The organism is Kutzneria sp. CA-103260 (assembly GCF_018263855.1).
Lineage (GTDB): Bacteria > Actinomycetota > Actinomycetes > Mycobacteriales > Pseudonocardiaceae > Kutzneria.
On sequence record NZ_CP073318.1, the window covers coordinates 10,804,809 to 10,829,607 of the forward strand.

Sequence of the window (24,799 nt, forward strand, 5' to 3'; positions counted from 1 at the left end):
CCGTGAAAAGATTCTTCGGTCAAGTCTTTATTTGACAGCGGAAGTGTTCTCCCCTCAACTGTTGTCATGGCCGATCCCGACCCGCTGCTGGCGTGGCTGTACCTGCAACAGGGCGTGCAGGCCGTGGAGGAGGCGCTGAGCGCCACCATGGAGGAGCACTGCGGGTGCACGCTCAGCGAGCACGCGGCGCTGTACCGGCTGAAGACGGCCGAGGAGCAGCGGCTGAGCATGGCGGAGCTGGCGGAGTTGCTGGGGATCAGCCCGAGCGGGGTGACCCGGCTGGTGGACCGGCTGGTCCGGCGGGGCTGGGTGGCTAGGGTGCAGCTGCCGGGGAATCGGCGGACGGTGTGCGCGACGCTCACCGAGGAGGGCCTGCGGGTGCTCCAGGGCACGACCATGGTGGTCTACTGGCAGGCGGTGCACTCCCACTTTGAGTCCACATTGGACGCCGAGGACATCGCGGCGGTGGCCCGCATCGGCCGCAAGATGCTGGAGGCGCACGGCCGCTGGGACGCCAAAAGGTTTGCTCCTGGCTCACCCTGAGCCGGGTACCGTCGCCGCATGAGACGTTATGTCGCGCTGGGCGACAGCCTGACCGAGGGCATCGGCGACTTCGCCGACGACGGTCGCCCGCGTGGCTGGGCCGACCGGTTCGCGCAGGGCCTGGCCAGCCGGCGCGGCGAGCTGGAGTACGCCAACCTCGCCATCCGCGGGCTGACCACCGCGCAGGTGCTCGCCACCCAGCTGCAGCCGGCCGTGGCGCTCGCGCCCGACCTGGCCAGCGTCATCGTCGGCATGAACGACCTGCTGCGGCCCCGGTTCGACGCCGGCCGCCTCCGCCGCGACCTGAGCACCATCTACGGTGAGCTGGCCGCCACCGGCGCCACCGTGCTGACCGCGACGCTGCCCGAGCCGGGCATCGGCGTGCCGCTGCCGGCCCAGATGCGGGCCAGCTTCGTGCGCCGCGGCCGCCGTCTCAACGACGCCATCCGGCACGCCGCCGCGGAACACCGGGTCCAGTGCCTCGACCTCGCCCGCTCCACGCCGACCGATCCGGCGATCTGGAGCACGGACCGCCTGCACCCCAGCGCCTACGGCCACCAGCTGATCGCCGACGAGTTCCTGGCCTTCCTGCTGACCGGCACGCCCTCGGCGATCCGCATCCCGGCCCATGTGCCGGCGGTGGTCGGCCCGGCCGAGCAGGTCCGCTGGGTCGCCAGCCAGGTCGGCCCGTGGCTGTGGCGGCGGCTGACCTTCCGCACCGCCGGTGACGGCGTCACGGCCAAGCTGCCCGCCTACCAGTTGCTGCGGGCCTGATCCCCAGAGAAGTCTGTGAGTTTCTGTCCGGGTTGACGCATGCCCGCTAGTCTGTTCGCAAAACGCATGGGTGTGCGCTATGCGAACAGAGTCAACGGCGACTACCGGGAGGACACTGTGACTTCCACCGAGGCACCCAGTCGCGGCTGGGTGCTGCCGCTGTGCTGGTCGGCCGTCCTGCTGGACGGCTTCGACCTGGTCGTGCTGGGCACCGTGCTGCCGGTGCTGCTGGCCGGCCACGTGTGGAACCTGTCGGCGGCGGACGCGACGTTCGCCTCGACGATCGGGCTGGTCGGCATGACGATCGGGGCGCTGGCGCTGGGCACGGTGACCGAGGTGCTGGGCCGACGGCGGGCGATGATCGTGTCGGTGACGGTGTTCTCGGTCTGCACCCTGCTGTGCGCGGTGGCCCCGTCGGTGTGGGTGTTCGGCCTGCTGCGCTTCGTCGCCGGACTCGGCCTCGGCGGCTGCCTGCCGACGGCGATCACCCTGGTCAGCGAGCACTACGAGCGCACCGGCCGGCCGAGCACGGCGACGACCACCGTGATGACCGGCTACCACGTGGGCGCGATGGCCACCGCCCTGCTGGGCATCGCGCTGATCGGCCCGCTGGGCTGGCAGGCCATGTTCGTGGTGGGCGCGCTGCCGGCGTTGGTGCTGGTGCCGCTGATGATCCGCCACCTGCCGGACTCGGTCGCGCCGACGCGGCGGCGCCAGTCGTCGGTCAAGGCGGCGCTGGCGGTGCTGTTCCGGGGCCGCATGATCGGCGTGACGATCGCGTTCTGGGTGACCTCCTTCATGGGGCTGATCCTGGTCTACGGCCTCAACACCTGGCTGCCGGAGATCATGCGGCAGGCGGGCTACCCGCTCGGCGCGTCACTGGGCCTGTTGCTGACGCTGAACTTCGGCGGCGTCGCGGGCCTGCTGGTGGCCGGCGTGGTCGCGGACCGGATCGGCATCAAGCCGGCCACACTGGGCTGGTTCGCGGTGGCCACGGTGATGCTGGCGCTGCTGAGCATCAAGCTGCCCAGCGTCGCGCTCTACGTGGCGGTGTTCCTGTCCGGCGCGTTCGTGTTCAGCGCCCAGGTGCTGGTGTACGCCTACACCACTCGCGCCTATCCGGCCGACGCCCGGGCTACTGGACTGGGCTGGACGGCAGGCATCGGACGTATCGGGGCCATTTGCGGACCGCTGCTGGGCGGTCTGCTGCTCACCGCCGGAATCGTGTACCCGTGGGGCTTTTACGCGTTCGCAGTGGTCGCGGCCCTGGCGGCGGCTGGTGTCGCGGCGTTGAACGCGGCCAGCCGGTTACCCGCGCCGGCCGTGAGTCAGCCCGGCACAAATGGGGAGACCTCCAACCAATCGTGAGTGCACTCACGTTGCTTCCTCACGGATGAGCCTGCGATGTTGCCCGTGACCGCCGCCACGGTCATCGGGCACTCAGGCTCACCCCCGCGAAGGGAGCACCATGCTGCGCGGTCTGGTCCTGGTCACGGCGGCGGCTTCGGCCCTCGCCCTGACCGCAGCCGGTCCATCTGCCGCCGCGACCGCGGCGCCACCAACCCAATCCGGAACATCGCCCCTGGGCGACCTCGTCGGCAGACCGGCGGCACCGCCGGAACCGAAGGCTGACTCGGTCCTCGTGGTCACCGACGGTGCCGCCGCGCCGAAGTTCGGCGCGCAGGTGACGCGGACGACCGGCCAGGACACGTATCTGGTCCACGTCGACGGCGACGCCGAGCAGGCGGCCCAGCAGTTGCGCAAGCAGCCGGGCGTGCGGTTCGCCGAGCCGAACCGGGCTGTGAGCGGCATGACGGCCGGCTCGGCCCCGCTGCCGAACTGGGCCGGCCACCTGCCGGTCAAGGGCCCCGACAACTACGGCGTCACGTCCTCGCTGCAGAGTTTCCTGAACGCCAACGGGGTTGACGCCCTCGGCGCGTACGACACGATCGGCGCCCGGTCCGGCCAGTTACCCGGGGCCGGGCAGATCATCACCAACGTCAGCGTGGGCGACCTGACCGACAAGACCACCGTGGTCAAGGACGGCCAGCGCTACCTGGACATCCCGTCCATGCCGCTGATCCCGACCTACGTGTCGACCGGCAGCAGCGTCGACCCGCTGGGCACCACCACCGGCGAGGACCCGAGCCTGGGCGAGGTGCTGCTGGACTTCGCCGTGATGGCCCCGCTGCCGCACGACAAGCAGCGCCCGGAGGCGACCGGCAGCGGCGCGACCGACCTGCTCGGCATCGCGCCCGGCGCGCAGTACCGGCTGGTGGTGCCGCAGCAGGCCAGCTCCGACGGCATCGCCGAGGCGCTGCTGGCCGCGGCCCGGCAGAACCCGCGCCCCAACGTGATCACCGCCAGCCTCGGCTTCGGCGTGGACACGGTCGGCTTCGCCGGGCGGTACCTGGAGGACAACCCGATCCTCCAGTCGGTGGTGTCGACCATCGTGCGCGACTACCACATCGTCGTCACGATCTCGTCCAACGACGGCACGCGGCTCTACACCCCGGCGGCGGTCGGCCCGGACGGCGGCAGCGTGCCGACCGACTTGGCGCGCAAGGCATCCGAGTCCACTGACCTCGACGACGACGCCTACTCCACGACCCCGTCCAAGGTGCTGGACAGCGGCGCGATCGCGGTCGGGTCCACCACGCTGGACGACACGCTGGCGCAGCCGGGGTCGGCCAACGGCACCTTCGCCACCACCCGCTTCAACGGCGGCACACTGTACTCCTCCGGCTTCGGCGAGCGCGTCGACGTTTCCGCGCCCGGGGACGGGATTCCGGCGTTCGAGCACCCGAACAACGGCGGCCCGCAGTCGGTGACGACGGTCCTCAACGGCGGCACCTCGGCCTCCGCGCCGATGGTGGCGGCGGCCTCGGCCGTGGTGTTGCAGGCGGCCAAGCTCGCCGGCAAGCACCTCGACCCGGCCGACGTGCGGCGGCTGCTGCAGAAGACCGGCCGCCCGGTGGCTACGCCGCCGCAGGCCGACCGGCCGATCGACGTAGGAAACCAGATCGACATCACGGCAGCGGTGAACTCCCTGCTGCCGCAAGGGAAGACCACGATCCAGCGGATCTCGGTGGCGCACCGGGTGACCACCGGCAACCTCGGTGGCGACTTCACCGAGGCGACCGACCCGGACCGGATCGACCTCCAGACCGACGGCACCGGCGAGGGCCTGGTCGGGCCGATCACCATCGGCGCGGACGTCACCGGCGCGCCGAACCGCAAGCTGGACTACGTGCTTTCGGTCAACGGCAAGCAGTTCCACGCCGACCGGCCGGCCGTCCGGATCACGCCGACCCAGTTGCTCCAGGCCGCCGGTCTGCCGGTGGTGGCGACGGCCGACCGGACCGTGGACCTGACCTTCGAGGTCCGCGACGGCCACAAGGTGTTGGCGTCGGCCAAGAAGACGCTGACCGTCGGCCCGACCGACGGCACCTTCGCCGAGGCGACTGCGCCGATCGTCCCGGCCACGGTCAAGCTGGGCGCGCCGGTCACCGTGCACTACGACCTGACCGGCGTCCGCACGGTGAAGTCGCCGCAGCTGGTGGTGTCCACGGTCGGCCACTGGAACCCGTTGAGCGCTCCCATCTTCTCGGCGGCGTACACGGTCGCGCTGACCGGAACCTCCGGCGACGTCACGATTCCGGCCAGCGCCTTCGACGACGGCGGCGGCCTCTACGGCATTGGCTTCGTGCAGGATTCCACCGCGTTCAAGCCGGTGTACGGCGAGTTCGCCCCGATCCGGGTCGACGGCGGGACCGCTGACCACCGGGCCAGCACGCCCACCTTCAACACCGGCTTGCACCAGCTGGCCGTGAACCGGGCCGCGCCGACGTTCACGCTGAACTACGACGTGCGCAACATCCCTGGCGCCACCGGGGCGGAGCTGGAGTTCTCCTCGCCGGCCCCGACGTTGTTCAACGCCCTCAACACCGTCACCAACGCCAACGGCACCCAGCCGGACAACGACGGCGTCGACGGGTCGTCGGCCGGCACCAGGAAACTCCCGGGCCGCAACGGATCCGTGCAGCTCGACGCGACCAAGCTCGGCCTGGGCTTCTCGGACTCGTACGACGTGCGGGTCATCGCGCTCAACCGGGACGGCCGGCCGGTGGGGCAGGCCAGCCCGACCTCGTTCCTGGAACTGGACGACGGCCTCACTCCGGACAACACCGCGGTGGTGGACTTCGCGGCCAACGGCCCTGACTCGGTGGTCGTCACCGATGACGGCAAGGGCCACCAGGCGGTCCGCCGGTACGACCCGAGCACCGGCAAATACGGCGTGAACTTGGCCACTGGCAACGGTTTCCGGATTGTCGGCGTCGACCCGTCCACGCACCGGGTGGCCGTCCTGCACGGCGCGGCTGTGGAGGTCTACGACGTGCCGGCGGGCAAACTCGCCGCCACGGCCCCGCTCACCGGCTACACGCCGATCGGCGGCCGGGTCGACACCACGCGGCACCGGGCGGCGATCCTGTTGCACCACAACGGGGACAACGCCGACGCCGTGGTGGCGGTTGACCTCGGCACCGGCACCGCCGGACAGCCCATCGCCGCGGACAAGAACGTGGCCGCCGGCACGTACTTCCTGATCGACCTGAACCAGCGGACGGGCCAGGTGTTCGTGGCCAAGGCCGGCGGCGGCCTGATCTGCTTCGCCGGCGGCGCGGGCCTGGTCGCCCGGGTCGACCTGGACACGGCCGCCGTCACCGCGGCCGACCGGGCCGACGGCTGCGCCGGGGCGATGGCCGTCGACGAGGGCACGAACACCGTGTATCAGCTGTCCTACCGGTCGTTCAGCGTCAACATCAACGGCACCACCAACCTGATCCCGGTCGCCGGTGACACTCTCCAGCCCGGCGCCGGCGTCGCGGTTCGCCAGCAGCCGTCGCTGACCGTGGCCGTGGACGGCGCGCACCACCTGGCTCTGGTGGCGTTCGAGACGCCGCCCGCGGTGCCGCAGTTCGGCGCGGTCGGCGGTCTGATCTTCGACAACAACGCGACCAGCCAGGTCGTGGTGGTCGACCTGGCCACCGGCAAGGCGGTCGGCACGGTGCGGGGCATGGACTTCTCCACCGGGCTGGTCGGGGCGGGCCCCGGCCGCGGCGTGCAGATCGATCCGGCCACCCGGACCGGCTGGACGTTCGCCGGCGACGCCCACCAGGTGCAGCAGTTCTCGTACTGAGCAAAAAACAGGGCTGAGCAAGCAGAAAGGGCCGGGGCAGCCGCCCCGGCCCTTTCCCTTACCCCATTACCTCAGCAGGCTCCGTTGTCGGTCCACACGTTCTGGCTGTTGGCCCCGGGCACGTCGCCCTGGGTCCACCACTTGGCGGTCCAGCTGTGGCCGTTGTACGAGACCACCGCGCCGCCGTTGTAGGCCGTGGCGGAGTTCCAGGCCGCGGCCGTGCAGTTGCCGCCGCCTGGCGGGTTGGTGGTCGTCGTGCCGCCACCGCCGCAGGGGCCGTTGTCGGTCCACACGCCGGAGCCGCCGGTGCTCGGCGCCTCGCCCTGGGTCCACCACTTCGCGGTCCACTGGTGACCGTTGTACGACACGACAGCGCCGCCGCTGTACGCGGTGGCCGCGTTCCACGCCGCCGCCGTGCAGCTACCGGGCGGGGTGGTCGTGGTGGTGGTCGTGGTCGTCGTCGTGGTGGTGGTCGTCGTGGTCGACGTCGGCGGGGTCGAGCAGCCCGGCGTGCTGGCGCCGAGGCCGTTGACCACCGCGTTGAACAGCGTCGAGGCCGGGTCGAGGTCGTAGAGCGAGAACATCATCGCGCCGGCCAGGCCGTTGCAGTGGATGTAGTCGGTCCGCGCCTTGATCGACTGCGCCGAGGAGCCGCCGTAGAAGTTGGTGCCGTCGTAGAACCAGGCCGACTGCGTGGTCGGGTCGTAGAAGGTGTCCGACGGGTTGTCCACGACGCCGGACAGTTCCTTGTACATCGCCACGCCGGGCACGTTGCCGGACAACGTCTTGCCGGCCGACGGGCCGGTCGCCGTCTGGTACAGGCCGTGGTTCGAGCCGGCCGGCACGCCCGTCCATCCCCGGTAGTAGAACGGAATGCCCAGGGTCAGCTTGTTGGCCGGGAAGCCGCCGGGGATGCCGTAGGCGCTGTCGCCCTTGGTGTACGCCTTGATCACGTTGTCGATCGTGTACTTCTCGGTGCCCGGCGGGATCGTGCCGGACGGGTCGCTCGGCGAGGAGTACAGCGGGTCCTGGAAGTTCGTCGGACCGGTGGCGTCCCACGCGCCGTGCATGTCGTAGGTCATCGCGTCGGCGAAGTCCATGTACTGACCGATCTTGTCGGTCTGGATCTTCGCGATCTTGTCCTGGCCGCCGGGCAGGGCCGCGGACAGCGAGTAGTGCTTGCCGCCCAACGCGTCCAGCTCGGACCGGAACTCGGCCAGCAGCGCGGTGTAGTTGGCGGTGTCGTTCGGGCTGGTGTGGTTGCCCAGGTGGCCGCCGGTCGAGGCCGGGTACTCCCAGTCGATGTCGAAGCCGTCGAAGATGCCGGCCGCGGTGCCGGCGCCGCCGTAGCCGCCCTGCGAGGGCAGGTTGCCCTTGATGAACATGTCGACGCAGGAGCTGACGAACTTCTTGCGGGAGGCGTCGCTGGCCGCCACGTCGGAGAAGTACTTCGAGTACGTCCAGCCGCCCAGCGACAGCACGACCTTCAGGTTCGGGTGCTTCTTCTTCAGCTCCTGGAGCTGGTGGAAGTTGCCCACGATCGGCATGCCGAAGGCGTCCGCGGTGCCGTCCACGCTGATGTCCGAGCCGAACGACTTCTGGTAGTCGGCGAACGAGTCGCCGGCGCCGTCACCGGCGTTCGGGTCGTTCTCGCCGCCCGGGTCCGGGTCGCTGGCCTTGGTCGCCTCGAAACACGTCCCGTTGGTCGGGTCGATGTTCTCGAAGTCGTAGATCAGGTAGTCGAGGTTGTTGGCGATCGCGTCGACGTTCTTCGGGTAGTACGCGTTCTGGTAGATCGACCACTGGTCGTAGTAGGCGATGCGCAGGCCGCCGGTGGACGCCGCGGCGGTCGCCGCCGCAGGGGTGACGGCCACCGACTGGGGCTGCTGCTGGGCCGCGTTCGCGCCGACAGCGGTGATGCTGCCGACCACGACGGTCGCGGCCGCGGCGACGATCAGGGCCGATCTCGCGGATAACTTCATCTGCAGGGCCTTCCTTGCGAAGGGAGGTTGAGACTCGCCGGCGGGCCGGGTTCGGGGTTCACCGACCCGCCGGCGAAAGCCTGGTCAGCAGGAGCCGTTGTCGGTCCACACGTTCTGGCTGTTGGCGCCGGGGGTGTCGCCCTGGGTCCACCACTTGGCGGTCCAGCTGTGGCCGTTGTAGGACACGACCGCGCCGCCGTTGTAGGCCGTGGCGGAGTTCCAGGCCGCGGCTGTGCAGTTGCCGCCACTCGGCGGGTTCGTGGTGGTGGTTCCGCCGCCACCACCCGTGCACGCGCCGTTGTCGGTCCACACGCCGGAGCCGCCGGTGCTCGGCGCCTCGCCCTGGGTCCACCACTTCGCGGTCCACTGGTGACCGTTGTACGACACGACAGCGCCGCCGCTGTAGGCCGTGGCCGCGTTCCACGCCGCCGCCGTGCAGCTACCGCCGCCGCCGGGCGTGGTCGTCGTGGTCGTGGTGGGCGGCGGGGACTGCGGCGGGGTCGCGCCGGCGAACTTCGTGGTGAACTTCGTGAAGTCCCAGTCGTTCTGCGTGACGTTGCTGCAGATCCCGTTGTCGGTGCTGGCGCCGCACTGCCGGTCCCGGTTGACCGACCAGAAGGTGAACCGGCCGAGGCCGTGGCTGGTCGCGTAGTCCAGCACGGTCTGGAAGTCGGCCTGGGTGAAGACCTCGCCGTTGTCGGAGTGGCCGTTCATGCCCGAGAAGCCCTCGTGCGCGTAGGCCGTGGTGCTGTCCCAGCCCATGTGGCTCTCCAGCAGGCCGTGCAGCGCCTCCAGCGCGGAGGTCTGCGCCGAGCCGCCGGCGAAGCCGCCGTCGAACGGCATGATGGAGAAGTTGTTCGGGGTGAAGCCGATGGACTTGGACTTGTCCAGCAGCTGCGTGCCGAACCAGCCGGTGCCGGCCGCGGTGCCGGGCATGGTCACCGAGACGAACAGACCGGGGTTGTTGGACTGCAGGGTCTTGGCCGCGCCCAGCTCGTTGTTCATCGCGGCGTCGTTCTCGTACTCCGGCTCTTCCAGGTCGAAGTCGATCGCCTTGAGCGAGTACTTGTCGATCACCTGCTGGTAGGCCGCGGCGGTGGCCGCCACGGTGCCGCAGGTCTGGCCCAGCTTGGTGCCGCCGTAGCCGCCGACCGACACCGACACGTCGCCGCCGGCCCCGCGGATCTTGCTGATCACGCCGGCGACCGCGGTGTCGGAGGAGACCGCGCTCTTGCCGTCCCAGGTGGGGGAGCAGCCGCCGCCGTCGGGGGCGAGGATGAAGGCCAGTTGGAAGGCCTTCTGCCCGGTCGCCGCCATCACGACGGTCGGGTCCGGCGGGTTGTTGCTCTGCGGCATCAGGTACGGCGCCGAGGCGTACCAGTTGTTGGACAGAGCGTTGGGATTCTGCGCGTTGGGGCTCAGTGCGGCGGCGGAAGCGGCCGGCTGAACCTGCGCCGTGCTGGCGTTGGCGGCCACTGCCGCGGCGACGCCCGCCACGGCAACCGCTGCCAACGCAGTCGCGGCGAGTCTGGCTCGCTGCATATGTCCTCCTCGTCGAAGGCACTGCATGGTGTTCTTTCCGCCGGGCCCGGTGTTCAGAAATGTGGACTAGACCACTGGAAGTGTCAAGGCTTTGGCCTAGACCAATGCTTGGACTGTTGCCCGGCTACTCCGTTCGGCCCCCGACGTTGGTCGTGAAACGCCACGGGGCCCGCTGAACGCGGGCCCCGTGGTATTGCCTTTGTATCTCAGAGCCACACGGTCAGCAGGCGTGACGCGTGCGGCGCCAGGGTCGCCGAGAGGTGGTCGCGCGCCAGGCCAAGATTCTTGTGCGCCCAGAGATCCCGGATGAACCCGATGCTGCGATGGGGTGCTAGATCGGTCCAGTTCGCGGTGACCGTCGCGGGCGCGTCGCCGAGGTTGAACAGGGCCACGGTGTAGCTGCCGTTGTGGTTGTCGCTCACCCACACCTGCTGCTTGCTCGCCTGCGACACCGGGTGCGCCGGGTGGCCGGCCTGGTCGACCGCGATCACCTCGTCATTGGTGATCATCTTGACGTCCTCGGGCACCAGCTTGGTCAGGTCGGTGCCCAGCAGCAGCGGTGAGGACTCGATCGCCCACAGCGTCATCACCGACTGCTTCTCGTCGGCGCTCAGGCCGTCGGTCGCGCCGTTGCCGATCTCCAGCGAGTCCAGGTCGTTCCAGTGGCCCGGGCCGGCGAACGGCACCCACTTCGGCGCGTCGTCCCAGCGCAGCGACGCGCGCACCGCCCAGTTGGTCAGGCCGACGCAGTGCGAGTAGCACTCGATGTCGCCCTCGATCCGCCAGCCGTTGCTGTACTTCTGCCACACCGCGGCGTTGTCGAAGCTGAGCGAGTTGGACAGCTCCAGGTGGATCGGGCGGCGGGTGTTGTCCAAGGACTTCCGCCACACCTGCATGTCGGTCCGGTTGTCGGTGGCCACCCGGCCGCCGCCCGGGCCGACGAAGTCCATCTTGATGTAGTCGACTCCCCACGACGCCAGCAGATCCGCCTGCGACTGCACATAGGCCGCGGCCCCCGGCTTGGTGAAGTCCAGCTTGCCGGAGCTGTCCGCCGCCGTGTTGCCCGGCTGCGTCGGGTCGATGACGTCCTTGACGTGGTAGGGCGTGCCCTTGATCGGCGAGTTCGCGTCCACCGCCGCCTTCGGGATGCCCGGCACCATGTAGATGCCGAACTTCAGGCCCAGCCCGTGCACGTACTTGGCCACCGCCGCGATCCCGTTGGGGAACTTCGTGGTGTCCCACGTGCTGCGGCCGTACTGGTCGACGCCGGCGGTCCAGCCCGCGTCGATGTTGACGTACTGGTAGCCGTGGTCCTTGAGCTGGTCGTGCAGGACCTTGGCCTGCGCCTCGATGATCGACTCGGAGATGTTGCCGTGCAACGAGCTCCAGCTGCTCCAGCCCATCGGCGGGGTCTTCGCGATGGTCACGGGGTGGGGCCAGGCGGCCCCATGGGTATCGACGTCGGCGATCGCCTGGCTTCCGGTCGCCAGCAGAGCTGCCGCCGCGGTGAGCAGCGCAGCGCCGATCCGCCACCTGGTCATGCGTGCTCCTTCGTTGGAGGGCCCGGCGGCGGACGGGACATCGGGTGAATCCTCACCCCTGATGCTTGTTTCGGCAAGATGTACACGGTTACATCCGATGTGTTTGCCAGGAAAGGGGCATTCCTGACGTTGAACGTCAGGAAACGCGCTTTGATCTTGTGGGGTTGGCGGCGGCCCGCCGCTGCTGTGGGCAGAACCGGCGGCACGGCCCGGCTCGCAGCGCCCAGACTGGCCGCATGGACCTGGGATTTCGTGGCGAGGTGGCCGACTTCTACCACCGGTTCCGGCGTGGTTACCCGCCAGCGGTGATCGACTCGCTGGTGGCGGCGTTCGAGCTGACCAGCGATGACGTCGTGGTCGATCTGGGGTGCGGAACCGGCCAGCTGACCTTGCCGATCGCCGAGCGCGTGCGGTCCGTGGTCGGCATGGATCCGGAGCCGGACATGCTGCTGCGGGGCCGGAGTGCGGCGAACGGCGTGGCCAACGTGAGCTGGATGATCGGATCCGATGCCGATCTTCCCGCGCTGGGCCGGCTGATCGGCGGACGCCTGGGGGCGGTGACCGTCGGACAGGCGCTGCACTGGATGCGCCACGAGGAGCTGTTCCACGCGGTGGCTTCCCTGGCGCGGCCCGGTGGTGGTGTGGCCGTGGTGACCAACGGAACCCCGTTGTGGCAACAGGACACGGCGTGGTCCCGGGCCCTGCGCGGCTATCTGGAGGACTGGCTGGGCAGCAAGGTGACCAACACCTGCGGCACCGACGACGCCAGCCAGCGGCGGTACCGCGACAGCCTGACCGCCGCCGGCCTCGAACCGGCGGTCGTCAGCGTCGACTACGCCGACGAGCTCAGCGTCGAGCAGATCGTCGGCGGGGTCTACTCGGCACTGCCCGTCGACCGCGTGCCGGCCCCGGAGCAGCGCCCGGGTTTCGCCATGCGGCTGGGCGAAGTGCTCCAGCCGCACGGGCCGTACGTCGAGCAGGTGCGGGTGACGGTCCTGACCGGCCGGATCCGGTCAGGCCGCTAGGGCGGTCTTGAGCAGCAGCTCGCTGGCCCCCAGCCAGGTCGGGGTGGGCCAGCCGCCGTGGCGGAAGGCGAACCAGCCCAGGGTGCGCAGCACGTTGTGCGCGGCGTAGGCCCACATCAGCTCCGGGGGCATGACCCGGCGCAGGTGGCGGCGCAGCTCGGTGGAGGAGCGGGTCTGGTCGGTGCCGATGCGCAGGGCGAACCACAGGGTGACGAGGTCGGCGCGGCGGTCGCCGGGGCGCCAGCCGTCCCAGTCGATGACGCCGGAGAGCTCGCCGGCGCGGAACAGCATGTTGCCGAGCCCGTAGTCGCCGTGCACGACGTCGTCGGCCGGCAGGCAGGACAGGTCCAGGCGCGCGGCCCGATGCTCGATGTCGCGCACGAGGTCGGCGGCTCGTGGCGAATGTGCTGCCAGGGCGCGTTTTCGTGGCGTCCAGTGGGCGGGGTCGGCCAGGTCGCGGTGGATCTGCTCGCCCCACGGCAGGGCCCGGTGGGAGGACAGCCCGCGGGCGGCGCCGGCGTGCAGCTCCACCAGTTCGATGAGCTGTTCCAACTGGTCCACGTCCAGCTCGTCCGACGGCGCGCCGGGCAGTTTCTCCTGAACGTAGAAGGCGATGCCGTCGAGCCGGTCGGCCGCGATCACCCGCGGCGCCGGGTAGCGCCGCGAGCGCAGTCGGGCGGTCACCTCGGCCACCTCGCACGGCCACAGGTCCGGGTGCCACGTCCACTTCACGACGTACCGGCCGCGGCCGGCGACCGTCGCCTCCACCGCCCCGTGCTCGCCGGAGAGGGGTTTGACTCTGCTGAAGCCGAGACCACACGCCTCGGCTATCACCGGCAGCGCGTGGTCGGCGTTCGTGCCGCCCATCATGGGCGCACAGTGTCGCCGAAAAGCCTGAATCGGTCCACCTCCCTAGGGGTCGGGGAGGTGGACCGAGGGGGAAATCAGGACGCCGGGGTCCAGTAGTCGCCGGCCATCACCAGGTAGACCAGCATCTTGATGGTCTCGCCGTAGTAGGTGTCGCCGTAGGGGTTGGTGGCCAGGTAGTTCCACAGCGCGTCGGTCCAGGCCTGGTCGCCGGCGGCCATCGCGGCCACGCCCACCGGGTCGTTGGCGCACTCGCACTGGTCGCCGGTGTTGGTCGGGGTGCCGTCCAGCTTGGTGTGCGGGTAGATCTTGGCCGGGTTGCCGCCGGCCTTGGCCTTGTAGCTGTTGGACTCGTTGGTCGCCACGGTCTTGGCCACCGAGCTGCCGTAGACCAGCGCGTCGGTGCCCATGTGCCACGGCACGCGCACCGAGTTGTAGCCGACGATGTTGTCCGGCTGGTTCTCCTGGTAGTTGGCCGGGGCCGGCTTCGGGCTGGTGGTGTTCGCGCTCACCACGAAGTCCGACAGCAGGTTGGCGCTCGGCGAGTACTTGGCGGTGAACTCCTGGATCACGGCCTCGGTGCGGGTGACGACCTTGTTCCAGTCGTGCGCGGTGTCGTAGGCCGCGAACGCCCGCAGGTGGTCGAGCATGAAGTCGGACGGCCGGGTGTCGGTGGTCGGGCCGTCGTCCTCGCACTTGAGGTGGCCGTCGGAGGCGACGTTGGCCTTGTAGAACTTGGCCAGCCAGTCCTGGGCCGCGGCGGTGTAGCCGCCCCACTGCTTGTCCGCCAGGATCAGGCCGTAGCCGACGTCGAGGTCGCCGTCGGTGGCCGCGTCGGGCGTGCCGGAGTCGGCGTACTTGCAGCTGCTGCCGTCGATCTTCCACTCCATCATGCCCTGGCTGTCGCGGTGGTCCTGGACGACCTTCCACAGGCCGTCGAACTCCGCCTTGGCGTTCGTGTCGTAGCCGGCCATCAGCGGCACGATGTTCATGCCGTAGCCCTGGGCCTCGGACACCGTGCCCTTGTTGGGCGCGTCGCCGGTGGCGTAGATCAGGTAGCCGCCGCAGGCCGAGCGCAGGTAGGCCTTCTTCCACGAGTCGTACTGCTTCTTGACGGCCGCGTCCCGGTCGGCCTGGCTGGCCGACGGCATGACGCCCGTCTTGTACGTGACGTGGGTGGGGAAGGGGTGGCTCTCGCCGGCGGCTGCGGCGGGAGCTGCCGTGGAGACCAGCACGGACAGGGAAATCGTCGCGGCAGCAGCGGCCACCGCCGCCAGCCGACCGGATCGATCGCGCATCGCTCGCTCCTGTTAGGAAAGTTTCTTAACTAATCGGCGGCTCGATCAGAGTGACGTCCGATTCGCCTGATGTCAAGGGAGGTCTAGACCTCTTGGGGTGACCGGCTTCCCGGGGATGATTCGCCCGAACGCCCCCTGAACCGTTGCGGCCGGTGGACGCGTGGTGTCTGCTGAGCGCGCCTGACCGTGAGATTCGGGAGGACTGAACCAGATGGCTGGGATCTCGCGCCGCCGCCTGCTCGGATCGGCGGCCGGCGTCGCCGGCGCGTCCGCGCTCGCGACGGTGTTGCCGCCGAACCTGCAGAAGGCGCTCGCCGCCACCTCGACCAATCCCGGAACACTGCGCGACATCAAGCACATCGTCGTGCTCATGCAGGAGAACCGGTCCTTCGACCACTACTTCGGCACCATGCCCGGCGTCCGCGGCTTCGACGACCCGCACGCGGTCACGCTGCCCAACGGCCGGTCCGTGTTCTACCAGCCCGATCCCAAGAACCCGGACGGCTACCTGCTGCCGTTCCACCTGGACACCCAGCGCACCAGCGCGCAGGCCATCCCGTCCACCAGCCACGCCTTCGCCGTGCAGCACTCGGCGGTCAACGGCGGCAAGATGGACAACTGGTTACCCGCGCACCGGGCCGCCGACGGCGACAACAACGGCCCTTACACGATGGGCTACTACACCGAGGACGACATCCCGTTCCAGTGGGCGCTGGCCCGGAACTTCACCGTCTGCGACGCCTACTTCTGCTCCGTGCTCGGGCCGACCTGGCCCAACCGGCTGTATCACTGGAGCGGCACCATCGACCCGTCCGGCCAGTACGGCGGGCCGATCATCAGCAATGTGGTGCCGTCCCCGTACACGTGGACCACCTACCCCGAGCGGCTCACCGCCGCCGGTGTCAGCTGGCACGTGTACCAGCAGGAGGACGACTACGGCTGCAACCCGCTGGAGTTCTTCAAGACCTACCAGGACGCCGGGCCGAACTCCCCGCTGCACCAACACGGTCTGGCCATCGGGCCGGCCGACCAGTTCGAGTACGACGCGCTGCACGACCGGCTGCCCACCGTCTCGTGGATCATCCCGACCTCGCCCCAGTGCGAGCACCCGGACTACATCCCGGCCGCCGGCGCCGACTTCGTGGCCAGCAAACTGGACGCCATCGCCGCGAATCCGGACGTGTGGGCCAAGACCGTCGTGATCCTGAACTACGACGAGAACGACGGCCTGTTCGACCACGTGGTCCCGCCGATGCCGCCGGCCGGCACCAAGGACGAGTTCGTCAACGGCATGCCCATCGGGGCCGGCATCCGCGTGCCGTGCACGATCGTCTCGCCGTGGACGCGCGGCGGCTACGTGGCCACCGAGCCGTTCGACCACACCTCGGTGCTGCGCCTGATCGAGGCCATCACCGGCGTGCGCGAGACCAACATCAGCGACTGGCGGCGCCAGACCTTCGGCGACCTCACCTCCGCGCTGGGCTTCGGCAGTTCGGCCAAGCCGCTGCCGCCGCTGCCGCCGACCAAGGCCCCGCTGTGGCAGGCCGAGTACAACGTCAAGCACCTGCCGCCGGCCAAGATCCCCGGCGCCGACCAGACCCCGCCGCACCAGGGCACCCGCAGCCGGATCGACGAGACCCTCACCACGCACGCCTCCGACTTCCCGGCCGGCGTGGCCGGCACCAGCTTCCCCGGCACGCAGCTGCTGGCCCGCAACAAGGCCGCCGGCGAGGCCGCCCCCACCCGCAAGAAGGCCTACGTCACCGGGATCGTCGCCTACAGCGTGTCCGTGCTGGACTCCGGCACCGGCAAGCTCCTGTCCACTGTGGAGGGTCCGACCAACCCGTACGGCATCGCCGCCAGCCCCGACGGCCAGAGCCTGTACGTCACCGAGTCCGGGGCCGACAAGGTGTCCGTGCTCAGCACCTACACCGGCGGCTTCGTCGGCTCCATCACCGTCGGCCTGTTCCCGCACGGCATCGCCATGTCTCCCGACGGCCGGCTGCTCTACGTGTGCAACACCGGTCCGGACACCGGTCCCGGCGGCTCCAGGTCCCTGTCGGTGATCAACGCCAAGACCAACTCCCTGATCGGCGACGTCACCGTCGGCCTCGCGCCGCAGGAGGTCACCGTCAGCGCCGACAGCTCGACGGTGTACGTGTCGTGCCAGGACGGGCTGTGGATCGTCGACGCCGACAGTCGCAAGGTCAAGGCCTCGCTGCCCGGCCTCGCCAAGGCCCACGGCGTCACCGCCTGCCCCGGCGGCCGCAACGTCTACGTGGCCAACACCTGGCAGGACAGCGTGTCCATTATGGACGTACGTTCCCATCGGGTGACCGCCACCCTGAAGGTCGGCAAGTCCCCGTGGAACGTCGCCTGCCGGCCCGACGGCCTGTTCGCCTACGTCACCAACGCCAACTCCGACACCGTGTCGGTCATCGACACCGCCAAGCGGGCCGTCGTTGCGACCGTCCAGGTGGGACACATCCCCACCGGCATCACCGCCACCCAGGACCAGGTCTGGGTCACCAACAACGCCTCCAGCACCGTCAGCAAGATCGACGCGGCGTCGTTGAAGGTAGTCGCCACCACCGCCCTGGGTCTGAGCACCGAGCCGGCGGGCGTGGTACTGGTTTGAGGTGGAAATCGTCCTGGTCCGCCATGCCGAATCGGTCATCCCGACCGTCGGCGGCCCCGATGAGTATCACCGGCCGCTGACCGGGAACGGCCGTGCACAGGCCGAAGGACTGGTTGCGGAGCTGGCGGCGATCGGGCCCAGCCTGATCGCCGCCAGTCCGTATCTGCGAGCCGTGCAGACGGTCGAGCCGTTGGCCCGCGTGCTGGGGCTGCCGGTGCGCACCGACCACGCGCTTCGGGAATGGGACTCCGGGTTGGAGCCCACTCCCGACTACGCCCGGCACTACGCGGCCAGCTGGGCCGACCCGGATTTCGCCCGCCCCGGTGGGGAAAGCCTCAACCAGCTCACCGAGCGGGCGGTGTCGATCCTCCGCTCGTTCACCGGCACGGTGGTGATCGGCAGCCACGGCACCTTCGTCGCTCGGGCCCTGGCCGACCTCGGCGTCCCGGTCGACTGGCCGTTCAGCCAGGCGATGCCGATGCCGGCGGTCTACCGCATCGCCGACACCGGCATCACCGGACCGGGTGTCAACCCTTCACGCAGATGACCTGCTTGAGCTTGGCCACGATCTCGACCAGGTCCGTCTGGTTCGCGATCACTTCGTTGATGTCCTTGTAAGCCGACGGAATCTCGTCGATGACGCCGGTGTCCTTGCGGCACTCGACGCCCTTGGTCTGCTCGATCAGGTCCGTGCGCTTGAACATCTTGCGGGCCTTGGTGCGCGACATCCGGCGGCCGGCGCCGTGCGAGGCCGACTCGAAGGAGTCCGGGTTGCCCAGGCCGCGCACGATGTACGAGCCGGTGCCCATGGAACCCGGGATGATGCCCAGATCCCCGTTGCCGGCGCGGATCGCGCCCTTGCGGGTGACCAGGACGTCCTCGCCGAAGTGCTTCTCCTCGGCCACGTAGTTGTGGTGGCAGCTGATCGGCTCGTCGAAGCGGATGTGCTTGTACCGCTTGCGCAGCACGTCGCTGATCAGGCGCAGCATCACCGAGCGGTTGCGGCGCGCGTACTCCTGGGCCCAGTACAGGTCGTGCCGGTAGGCGGCCATCTCGGGCGTGCCGGCCAGGAACACGGCGAGCTCCCGGTCCGGCAGCTCCTCGTTGTGCGCCAGGCCGCGGGCCACCCCGATGTGGTGCTGGGCCAGCTCGTTGCCGATGTTGCGCGAGCCGGAGTGCAGCATCACCCAGACCCGCTTGGACGTGTCCAGGCAGACCTCGATGAAGTGGTTGCCGCCGCCGAGCGTGCCCAACTGGTTGACGGCCCGGTCCGCGCGAGCCTTCACCGCCGGCGTCAGGTCGTCGAACCGCGACCAGAACTGCTTCCAGTCGCCCGCGTCCCGCTCGTCGAACGCCGCGTCCCGGTGCGCCCCGAAGCCCACCGGCACCGCCTTCTCGATCTCCGAGCGGATGCCGGCCAGGTCGCCCGGCAGGTCGTTGGCGGTCAACGAGGTCCGCACGGCAGTCATGCCACAGCCGATGTCCACGCCGACCGCCGCCGGCGAGACCGCGTCCTTCATCGCGATCACCGAGCCGACCGTCGCCCCCTTGCCCAGGTGGACGTCGGGCATCACGGCGACGTGCTTGACCACCCAGGGCAGCGACGCGATGTTGCGCAGCTGCTGCATCGCCGCGGGTTCGACCTCGTCGGCCCGCGTCCACATCTTGATATCCACGTGCTTCCCGGGCACGGTCGTCATCGCCATGCCGGCAAGGCTAAGGGGGACAAGGGTCCTGGCGCGATCGAGTTCTTTGCTAGCGTGCCCGCCCATGGGTGACTTCCGGTACGACCAGGACCTGGTGCGGGCCTTGCTGCGGGAGCAGCATCCGGATCTCGCGGACCTCGAACTCCGAGACGTCGATGGGGGTTGGGGCAACCAGCAATGGCGTCTCGGCGAGGACCTGGGCGTGCGCATGCCGCGCACCGGAAGTGCGCCCGAGCAGCTGCGTGCTGAGCAGAAGTGGTTGCCGCAGTTGGCAAAGCGCCTGCCACTGCCGACGCCGGTTCCGGTGCGGATCGGCGAACCGTCGAGCCTGTTCGACCACGCCTGGACGATCACCCGATGGGTGCACGGTGTGCCGGCCGACCACGAGCCGATCACCAGCCTCGACTCGGCCGAGGTTCTCGCGGAGTTCCTTGTCGCACTGCACGAACCGGCGCCCGCCGACGCCCCGGTCAATCCCACCCACGGTGGCCCGCTGACCGAGTCGGGGGCCGCCGGCTGGTTCGAGTTCATCGATGGCCACCCGTACGCCGACAGCGCCCGGGAAGTCTGGGAGAAGGCCGTGGCCGCACCGGCCTGGAGCGGCGCGCCGGTCTGGCTACATGCTGATCTGCATCCGGCCAACGTGGTCGTCCGGGACGGCACGCTCGCCGGGGTGATCGACTTCGGCGAGATGTGCGGCGGTGATCCGGCCACTGATCTGGCCGCCGCCTGGGTCCTGCTGCCGGCCGGTGCGGCCGACCGGTTCTTCGACGTCTACGGGCGGGCCGACGAGGCCACCATCGCCCGGGCCCGCGGCTGGGCCGTTTTGCGGGCCCTGGTCCTGATCTCCATCGGCCGCAACGGCCGCCTCGGTCTGCCCGGCGGCAAGCCGACCTGGGAACCCGCCGGCTACGCCACCCTGGACCGTTTAACACGTTCTTGACACGGCAACAGGGTGCGACCAAGGTGTCCGCATGAGTGACAGTGGCGTGGCTCTCATCCGCACCCAGCGGCTCCGCGCCGCGGTCGCGAGCACGGTCGGCACATCCATCGAGTGGTACGACTTCTTCCTCTACGGCACGGCGGCGGCGCTGATCTTCCCGAAGCTGTTCTTCCCCGGCAGCAGCGCGTTCGCGGGGGTGCTGGCGGCGTTCGGGACGCAGTTCGTGGGCTTCGCGGCGCGGCCGATCGGCGCAGCGCTGTTCGGCCACTTCGGGGATCGGATCGGCCGCAAGGGCACGCTGATCGGGACTCTGCTGACGATGGGCATCGGCACGCTGCTGATCGGCTGCCTGCCGACGGCGGAGTCGATCGGCGTGGCGGCGGCGGTGCTGCTGACCATCCTGCGCATCGCCCAGGGCATCGGGGTGGGCGGGGAGTGGGGCGGCTCGGTCCTGCTGGCCATGGAATGGGGCGACCAGAACAAGCGCGGCCTGATGGCCAGCCTGCCCCAGTTGGGCGTGCCGATCGGCCTGCTGCTGTCGACCGGTGTGGTCCGCCTGGTGTCGAGCCTGTCGGGTGCCGGCTTCCTGGTGTGGGCCTGGCGGATCCCGTTCCTGCTGTCGATCGTCCTGATCGGCATCGGCCTCTACGTCCGAATCCGCGTATTGGAGTCGCCGCAGTTCGAGACGGTGGTGAAGCGGGAGGCGGTGGTGCGCCAGCCGGTCTGGCGGGCGATCGTCGAGCACCCCAGGGAGATCCTGAGCTCGGCGTTCCTGCGGATGTCGGAGCAGGCGCCGTTCTACCTGTTCATCACGTTCGTGCTGACCTACGGCACCAAGCAGTTGCAGCTGAACCAGGACGACCTGCTGGGCTACACGATGATCGCGGCGGCGGCCGGGGTGGTCTGCGTGCCGCTGTTCGGCTGGCTGTCCGACCGGATCGGCCGCAAGCTCATGTACGGCATCGGAATCGTCTGCGTCGGCCTGTACGCGTTCCCGTACTTCGGGCTGCTCAACACCAAAGTCGGCGGCCTCGTCCTGCTGGGGATCGTGATTTCCCTTGTGCTGCACGCCATGCAGTACGGCCCGCAGGCGGCGCTGATCGCCGAGAGCTTCGGCACCAACGTGCGCTACTCCGGCGCGGGCCTGGGCTACCAGCTGGCCTCGGTGATCGCCGGCGGCCCGGCCCCGCTGATCGCCACCGCGGTCCTGGCCAGCACCGGCTCCAGCACGTGGATCAGCTGGTACATCGTCGGCTGCGCGGTGGTGGCGTTCCTTGCGCTCCTGGCGCTACCCCAGCGGGTGCATGCCGAGCACCCCCTTCCCGCGTGAAGGGCCCCATCCTGACGTTGAACGTCAGGATGGGGCCCTTCACGACACAAGCGGCTACTTCGAGCCCAGGACGCCGTCGAAGCGGCGGGGGATGTTGAGCGGGTTGCCGGCCTGGAGCTCCGGCGGCAGCAGTTCCTCGGGCCAGCTCTGGTAGGTCACCGGCACCAGCCACCGCCGGATGGCCGTGGAGCCGACCGAGGTGTACAGCGCGTTGGTGGTGGCCGGCCACGGGCCGCCGTGCTGCATGCCCCACGCCACGGCGACGCCGGTGGGCCAGGCGTTGAAGATCAACCGCCCGGCGACCGACTGCAACGCCGCGCCGATGCGACCGGCGAGCGCGTGCTCCTCGCCGGAGGCGTGCACGGTGGCGGTCAACGAGCCCGGCAGCTGCGGGAGAACGTCCAGCAGCTCCTCGGGATCGGTGTAGGTGACGACCACACCGGCCGGCCCGAAGTGCTCCTCGCTCAGCGTGCCCTGGTTGGCGGCGAAGGTCTTCAGCTCGGTGGTGAACAGCTTCGGCGCGACGCTGAAGCCCTGCGCCGGATCGGTGCCGGTGGCGGCCAGCTCGACCAGGTCGCTGGCGGCCAGGGTGTCCACACCGGACTGGTAGCCGTGCTGCATGCGCTCGTTGAGCATCGGCCCGCCGGTGGTCCCGGCGACGGCCGCGGTCAGCGCCTCGACCATGGCCGCCGGCGCGAAGACCAGGCCCGGGTTGGTGCAGAACTGGCCGACGCCAAGGGTGAGCGAGCCGGCGAATCCGGCAGCCGTCTCCTCGGTGGCCGCGCCCGGCAGGATCACGGTCGGGTTGACGCTGCCCAGCTCGCCGTAGAACGGGATCGGGTCGGGCCGGCCGCTGGCCAGGTCGAACAGGGCCCGCCCGCCGCCGGTGGACCCGGTGAAGCCGACGGCCTTGACCGCCGGGTGCTGCACCAGCCGGGTGCCGACCGGAATGCCGTGCACGATGCCGAAAACGCCCTCGGGCAGCGCGGCGGCGACGATCCGGGCGGTCTCGACCGAGGTGGTCGGGTGCGACGGGTGCGCCTTGACGACCACCGGCGAGCCGGCGGCCAGCGCGGACGCGGTGTCGCCGCCGGCGACCGAGAAGGCGAACGGGAAGTTGCTCGCGGCGAACACCGCGACCGGCCCGATCGGCCGCAGGATGCGGCGCAGCTCGGGACGCGGCGGCACGGTGTTGGCGTCCGCGGTGTCGATGGTGGCTTCGAGGTAGCTGCCCTCGCGCAGCACGGAAGCGAACAGCCGCAACTGGTTGGTGGTGCGCTTCAGCTCGCCGGATAGCCGCGGCACGCCCAGCGCGGTCTCACTGTCCGCGGTGGACACCAGCAATTCGGACTCGGCGTCCAGCGCGTCGGCGACCCGCTCCAGGGCCTCGGCGCGAACCTCGGAAGTCGTCGCCGACCAACCGGAAGCGACGGCCTTGGCGAGGATGGCGTCCAGCTCGGCGTCCGAAGTGGACGGAACCGGTGCGCCGAAAGCTTCTCCGGTGCGCGGGTTGTAGCCCTGCACAGCGGTCATTGAGCGGCCTCCTTGACGGCGGTGTCCCAGGCGGAAGTCACCCAGACGCCGCCAACGTAGTTCAGCTCGGGGCCGTCCGCCGCGGGCATGCCGTGCTCGGCGATGACCTCCTCGGCGTACCGCTCCGAGTCGTCTTCCGACTGGTATCCCAACGCTTTCGCCTCGTCCAGGGACACCCACCGGCGGGTGTTGTCGGACACGCCCCAGATCACCCGGAACCCGGGCGAGGGCGTGGCCAGGCAGGCCTCCAGCATGCGGGCGCAGTCGTCCGGCGACAGCCAGGTGGACAGCATGCGAACATCCCGCGGCTTCTCGAAGCAGGACCCGATCCGGATGGCGATCACGTCCAGGCCGTAGCGGTCGGCGTAGAGCGCCCCTAACGCCTCCACGGCGACCTTGCTGACGCCGTAGTAGGTGTCGGGCCGCGGGAACGCGTAGTCGGGCGTGTCCTCGGCGCCGCGGCGCTGGAAGCCGGCGGCGTGGTTGGAGCTGGCCAGGATGACCCGCTTGACGCCGTTGCGCCGCGCGGCCTCCAGCACGGTGTGGGTGCCGTCGATGTTGACCGTGAGGATGTCCTTCCACGGCTGTTCGAGGCTGTGGCCGCCGAGGTGGATGACGGCGTCGACGCCGGCGCAGGCGGCGTCCATCGCGGCCTGGTCGGTCACGGACGCGGTGAGCAGCTCGACGTGCTCACCGTCGCCGGCGGCGGGCAGCGAGCCGATGTCGAGCAGCCGCAGGACCCGGCCGGGTGCGGCGAGTCTCGGCCGCATCAGGGTGCCGACGCCGCCGGCCGCGCCAGTGATCAGGATGCGTTCGGTCACGGGTTGTGGCCTCCATGTTGCAAACGTTTACAGTTGCTTCAGAACGGTACTCAGCGACCGAACTGACGCAAGACCTCGGTGATGGTCCGGGCGGCGGCCAGCAGCGCCGACACCACCTGCCGCTCGTGGTCGGCGTCCAGTCGGCCCAGCGGCACCGAGCAGCTCATCGCGTCGATCACCGGGTTGCGGTAGGGCAGCGCGACGGCGAAGCAGCCGAGGCCGGGAGTGTTCTCCTCGCGCTCGTGGGCGTACCCCTCGGCGTGGAAGCGGGCCAGCTGGGCGTGCAGTTCGGCCCGGTCGGTCACGGTGTTCGGGGTCAGCGCCTCCAGCCGCTCCGGCAGCAGCCCGTCCACCTCGGCCCGGCTGCGCTCGGCCAGGATCGCCTTGCCCAGCGAGGTGGCGTGGGCCGGCAGCCGGCGGCCGACGCGGGACACCACGCGCAGGTGGTGCTCCGACTCGCGGCTGGCCAGGTAGACCACGTCGGCGCCGTCCAGGCGGGCCAGGTGCACGGTCTCGTTGATCTGCTGGCGCACCTGCTCCATCACCCGGATGGCGGTGCGCACGACCGGGTCGTGGTCCAGGTACGACGTGCCGACCAGCAGCGCCCGCACACCGATGCCGTAGCTGCCGCGCTGCGGGTCCACCTCCACCCAGCCCCGGCTGACCAGCGTCTGGAGCAGCATGTACAGGCTGGACTTGGGGTAGCTGAGCTCCTTGTGCAGCTCGGTGAGCGTGAGCTGGCGCTCCGAGCGGGACATGACCTCCAGCAGCTCCACGGTTCGATCCGCGGATTTCACCGCTGCCGGCCTGGTGGGGGCCGCGTTGTCGACTGCCTCTGACATCTGATCGGCCTCCAGGACCTTGACACACGGTGGTTCTGATTCTTACAGTCCGTGCCAACGTTCACAAGTACGACCGGCATTCAGATACGTGAACCACGAGGAGAGGGTCAATGGCAGCCCCGATCTCCAGGTCGACGGCCCGCCGGGCCGCGCCAGGGGTCGCGGACGCGGCCAGGGCCCCATCCCCGTGATGGATCACCTGATGGCGGTCCCG

The 24,799-nt window shown here is 69.9% G+C and carries 18 protein-coding genes; 9 read left to right on the plus strand and 9 right to left on the minus strand.

Annotated elements, in window-relative coordinates; translation table 11 throughout:
- Positions 1 to 66: 66 nt before the first annotated feature.
- From JJ691_RS48525 to JJ691_RS48540, 4 genes are all read left to right on the plus strand, one after another.
- Entirely contained in the window at positions 67 to 543 is a 477-nt protein-coding gene (locus JJ691_RS48525; RefSeq protein ID WP_211766114.1) for a MarR family winged helix-turn-helix transcriptional regulator, read from the plus strand.
- Positions 544 to 561: 18 nt separating this feature from the next.
- Positions 562 to 1,317 carry an SGNH/GDSL hydrolase family protein gene (locus JJ691_RS48530; RefSeq protein ID WP_211766115.1) on the plus strand — a complete coding sequence of 252 codons (756 nt, stop codon included), beginning with the start codon at positions 562 to 564 and terminating at the stop codon, positions 1,315 to 1,317.
- A 117-nt stretch (positions 1,318 to 1,434) separates the two neighbouring features.
- Positions 1,435 to 2,685 (plus strand): MFS transporter, encoded by a 1,251-nt coding sequence (locus JJ691_RS48535; RefSeq protein ID WP_249227515.1) that lies wholly within the window; start codon positions 1,435 to 1,437, stop codon positions 2,683 to 2,685.
- A 274-nt stretch (positions 2,686 to 2,959) separates the two neighbouring features.
- The gene (locus JJ691_RS48540) at positions 2,960 to 6,517 is read left to right on the plus strand and encodes a S8 family serine peptidase (RefSeq protein WP_211766117.1); all 3,558 of its coding nucleotides are present in this window, start codon (positions 2,960 to 2,962) and stop codon (positions 6,515 to 6,517) included.
- Positions 6,518 to 6,588: 71 nt separating this feature from the next.
- Here JJ691_RS48540 and JJ691_RS48545 read toward each other — a convergent pair whose 3' ends face one another.
- From JJ691_RS48545 to JJ691_RS48555, 3 genes are all read right to left on the minus strand, one after another.
- Positions 6,589 to 8,499: a glycosyl hydrolase family 18 protein gene (locus tag JJ691_RS48545; RefSeq protein ID WP_211766118.1), complete on the minus strand. Its 1,911-nt coding sequence runs from the start codon at positions 8,497 to 8,499 to the stop codon at positions 6,589 to 6,591.
- A gap of 84 nt (positions 8,500 to 8,583) precedes the next feature.
- Positions 8,584 to 10,041 carry a chitinase gene (locus JJ691_RS48550; RefSeq protein WP_211766119.1) on the minus strand — a complete coding sequence of 486 codons (1,458 nt, stop codon included), beginning with the start codon at positions 10,039 to 10,041 and terminating at the stop codon, positions 8,584 to 8,586.
- 206 nt (positions 10,042 to 10,247) lie between these two features.
- Positions 10,248 to 11,582 carry a glycoside hydrolase family 27 protein gene (locus JJ691_RS48555; RefSeq protein ID WP_211766120.1) on the minus strand — a complete coding sequence of 445 codons (1,335 nt, stop codon included), beginning with the start codon at positions 11,580 to 11,582 and terminating at the stop codon, positions 10,248 to 10,250.
- 236 nt (positions 11,583 to 11,818) lie between these two features.
- Here JJ691_RS48555 and JJ691_RS48560 point away from each other — a divergent pair, with 236 nt between their 5' ends.
- Complete coding sequence (locus tag JJ691_RS48560; RefSeq protein ID WP_211766121.1) at positions 11,819 to 12,607, plus strand: class I SAM-dependent methyltransferase; 789 nt, start codon at positions 11,819 to 11,821, stop codon at positions 12,605 to 12,607.
- On the opposite strand, the gene JJ691_RS48565 is transcribed toward JJ691_RS48560, so the two are convergent.
- Positions 12,596 to 13,477: a phosphotransferase family protein gene (locus JJ691_RS48565; protein ID WP_211766122.1), complete on the minus strand. Its 882-nt coding sequence runs from the start codon at positions 13,475 to 13,477 to the stop codon at positions 12,596 to 12,598. The genes JJ691_RS48560 and JJ691_RS48565 overlap by 12 nt on opposite strands.
- 74 nt (positions 13,478 to 13,551) lie before the next feature.
- Complete coding sequence (locus JJ691_RS48570) at positions 13,552 to 14,772, minus strand: glycosyl hydrolase family 8 (protein ID WP_249227516.1); 1,221 nt, start codon at positions 14,770 to 14,772, stop codon at positions 13,552 to 13,554.
- A 211-nt stretch (positions 14,773 to 14,983) separates the two neighbouring features.
- On the opposite strand from JJ691_RS48570, the gene JJ691_RS48575 reads away from it, so the two are divergent.
- Together JJ691_RS48575 and JJ691_RS48580 are read left to right on the plus strand one after the other, a co-directional pair.
- A complete protein-coding gene (locus JJ691_RS48575; protein ID WP_211766123.1) occupies positions 14,984 to 17,410 on the plus strand; it encodes an alkaline phosphatase family protein in 2,427 nt (808 codons plus the stop codon).
- Between the two features lies 1 nt (position 17,411).
- A complete protein-coding gene (locus JJ691_RS48580; RefSeq protein WP_211766124.1) occupies positions 17,412 to 17,957 on the plus strand; it encodes a histidine phosphatase family protein in 546 nt (181 codons plus the stop codon).
- Here the strand turns inward: JJ691_RS48580 and JJ691_RS48585 are convergent.
- A complete protein-coding gene (locus JJ691_RS48585; protein ID WP_211766125.1) occupies positions 17,938 to 19,116 on the minus strand; it encodes an RtcB family protein in 1,179 nt (392 codons plus the stop codon). The two genes, JJ691_RS48580 and JJ691_RS48585, sit on opposite strands and share 20 nt — an antisense overlap.
- A 64-nt stretch (positions 19,117 to 19,180) precedes the next feature.
- Here JJ691_RS48585 and JJ691_RS48590 point away from each other — a divergent pair, with 64 nt between their 5' ends.
- Together JJ691_RS48590 and JJ691_RS48595 are read left to right on the plus strand one after the other, a co-directional pair.
- Complete coding sequence (locus JJ691_RS48590) at positions 19,181 to 20,059, plus strand: aminoglycoside phosphotransferase family protein (RefSeq protein ID WP_211766126.1); 879 nt, start codon at positions 19,181 to 19,183, stop codon at positions 20,057 to 20,059.
- Positions 20,060 to 20,090: 31 nt separating this feature from the next.
- Positions 20,091 to 21,389, plus strand: a complete 1,299-nt coding sequence (locus tag JJ691_RS48595; protein WP_211766127.1) for an MFS transporter — start codon at positions 20,091 to 20,093, stop codon at positions 21,387 to 21,389.
- Between the two features lie 54 nt (positions 21,390 to 21,443).
- On the opposite strand, the gene JJ691_RS48600 is transcribed toward JJ691_RS48595, so the two are convergent.
- From JJ691_RS48600 to JJ691_RS48610, 3 genes are all read right to left on the minus strand, one after another.
- Positions 21,444 to 22,922 (minus strand): aldehyde dehydrogenase (NADP(+)), encoded by a 1,479-nt coding sequence (locus JJ691_RS48600; RefSeq protein WP_211766128.1) that lies wholly within the window; start codon positions 22,920 to 22,922, stop codon positions 21,444 to 21,446.
- On the minus strand, positions 22,919 to 23,692 hold the full coding sequence (locus JJ691_RS48605) for an NAD-dependent epimerase/dehydratase family protein (RefSeq protein WP_249228366.1): 774 nt from the start codon (positions 23,690 to 23,692) through the stop codon (positions 22,919 to 22,921). Before JJ691_RS48605 ends, JJ691_RS48600 begins: the two co-directional genes overlap by 4 nt.
- A 101-nt stretch (positions 23,693 to 23,793) precedes the next feature.
- The gene (locus JJ691_RS48610; protein WP_211766130.1) at positions 23,794 to 24,585 is read right to left on the minus strand and encodes an IclR family transcriptional regulator; all 792 of its coding nucleotides are present in this window, start codon (positions 24,583 to 24,585) and stop codon (positions 23,794 to 23,796) included.
- Positions 24,586 to 24,799: the final 214 nt, after the last annotated feature.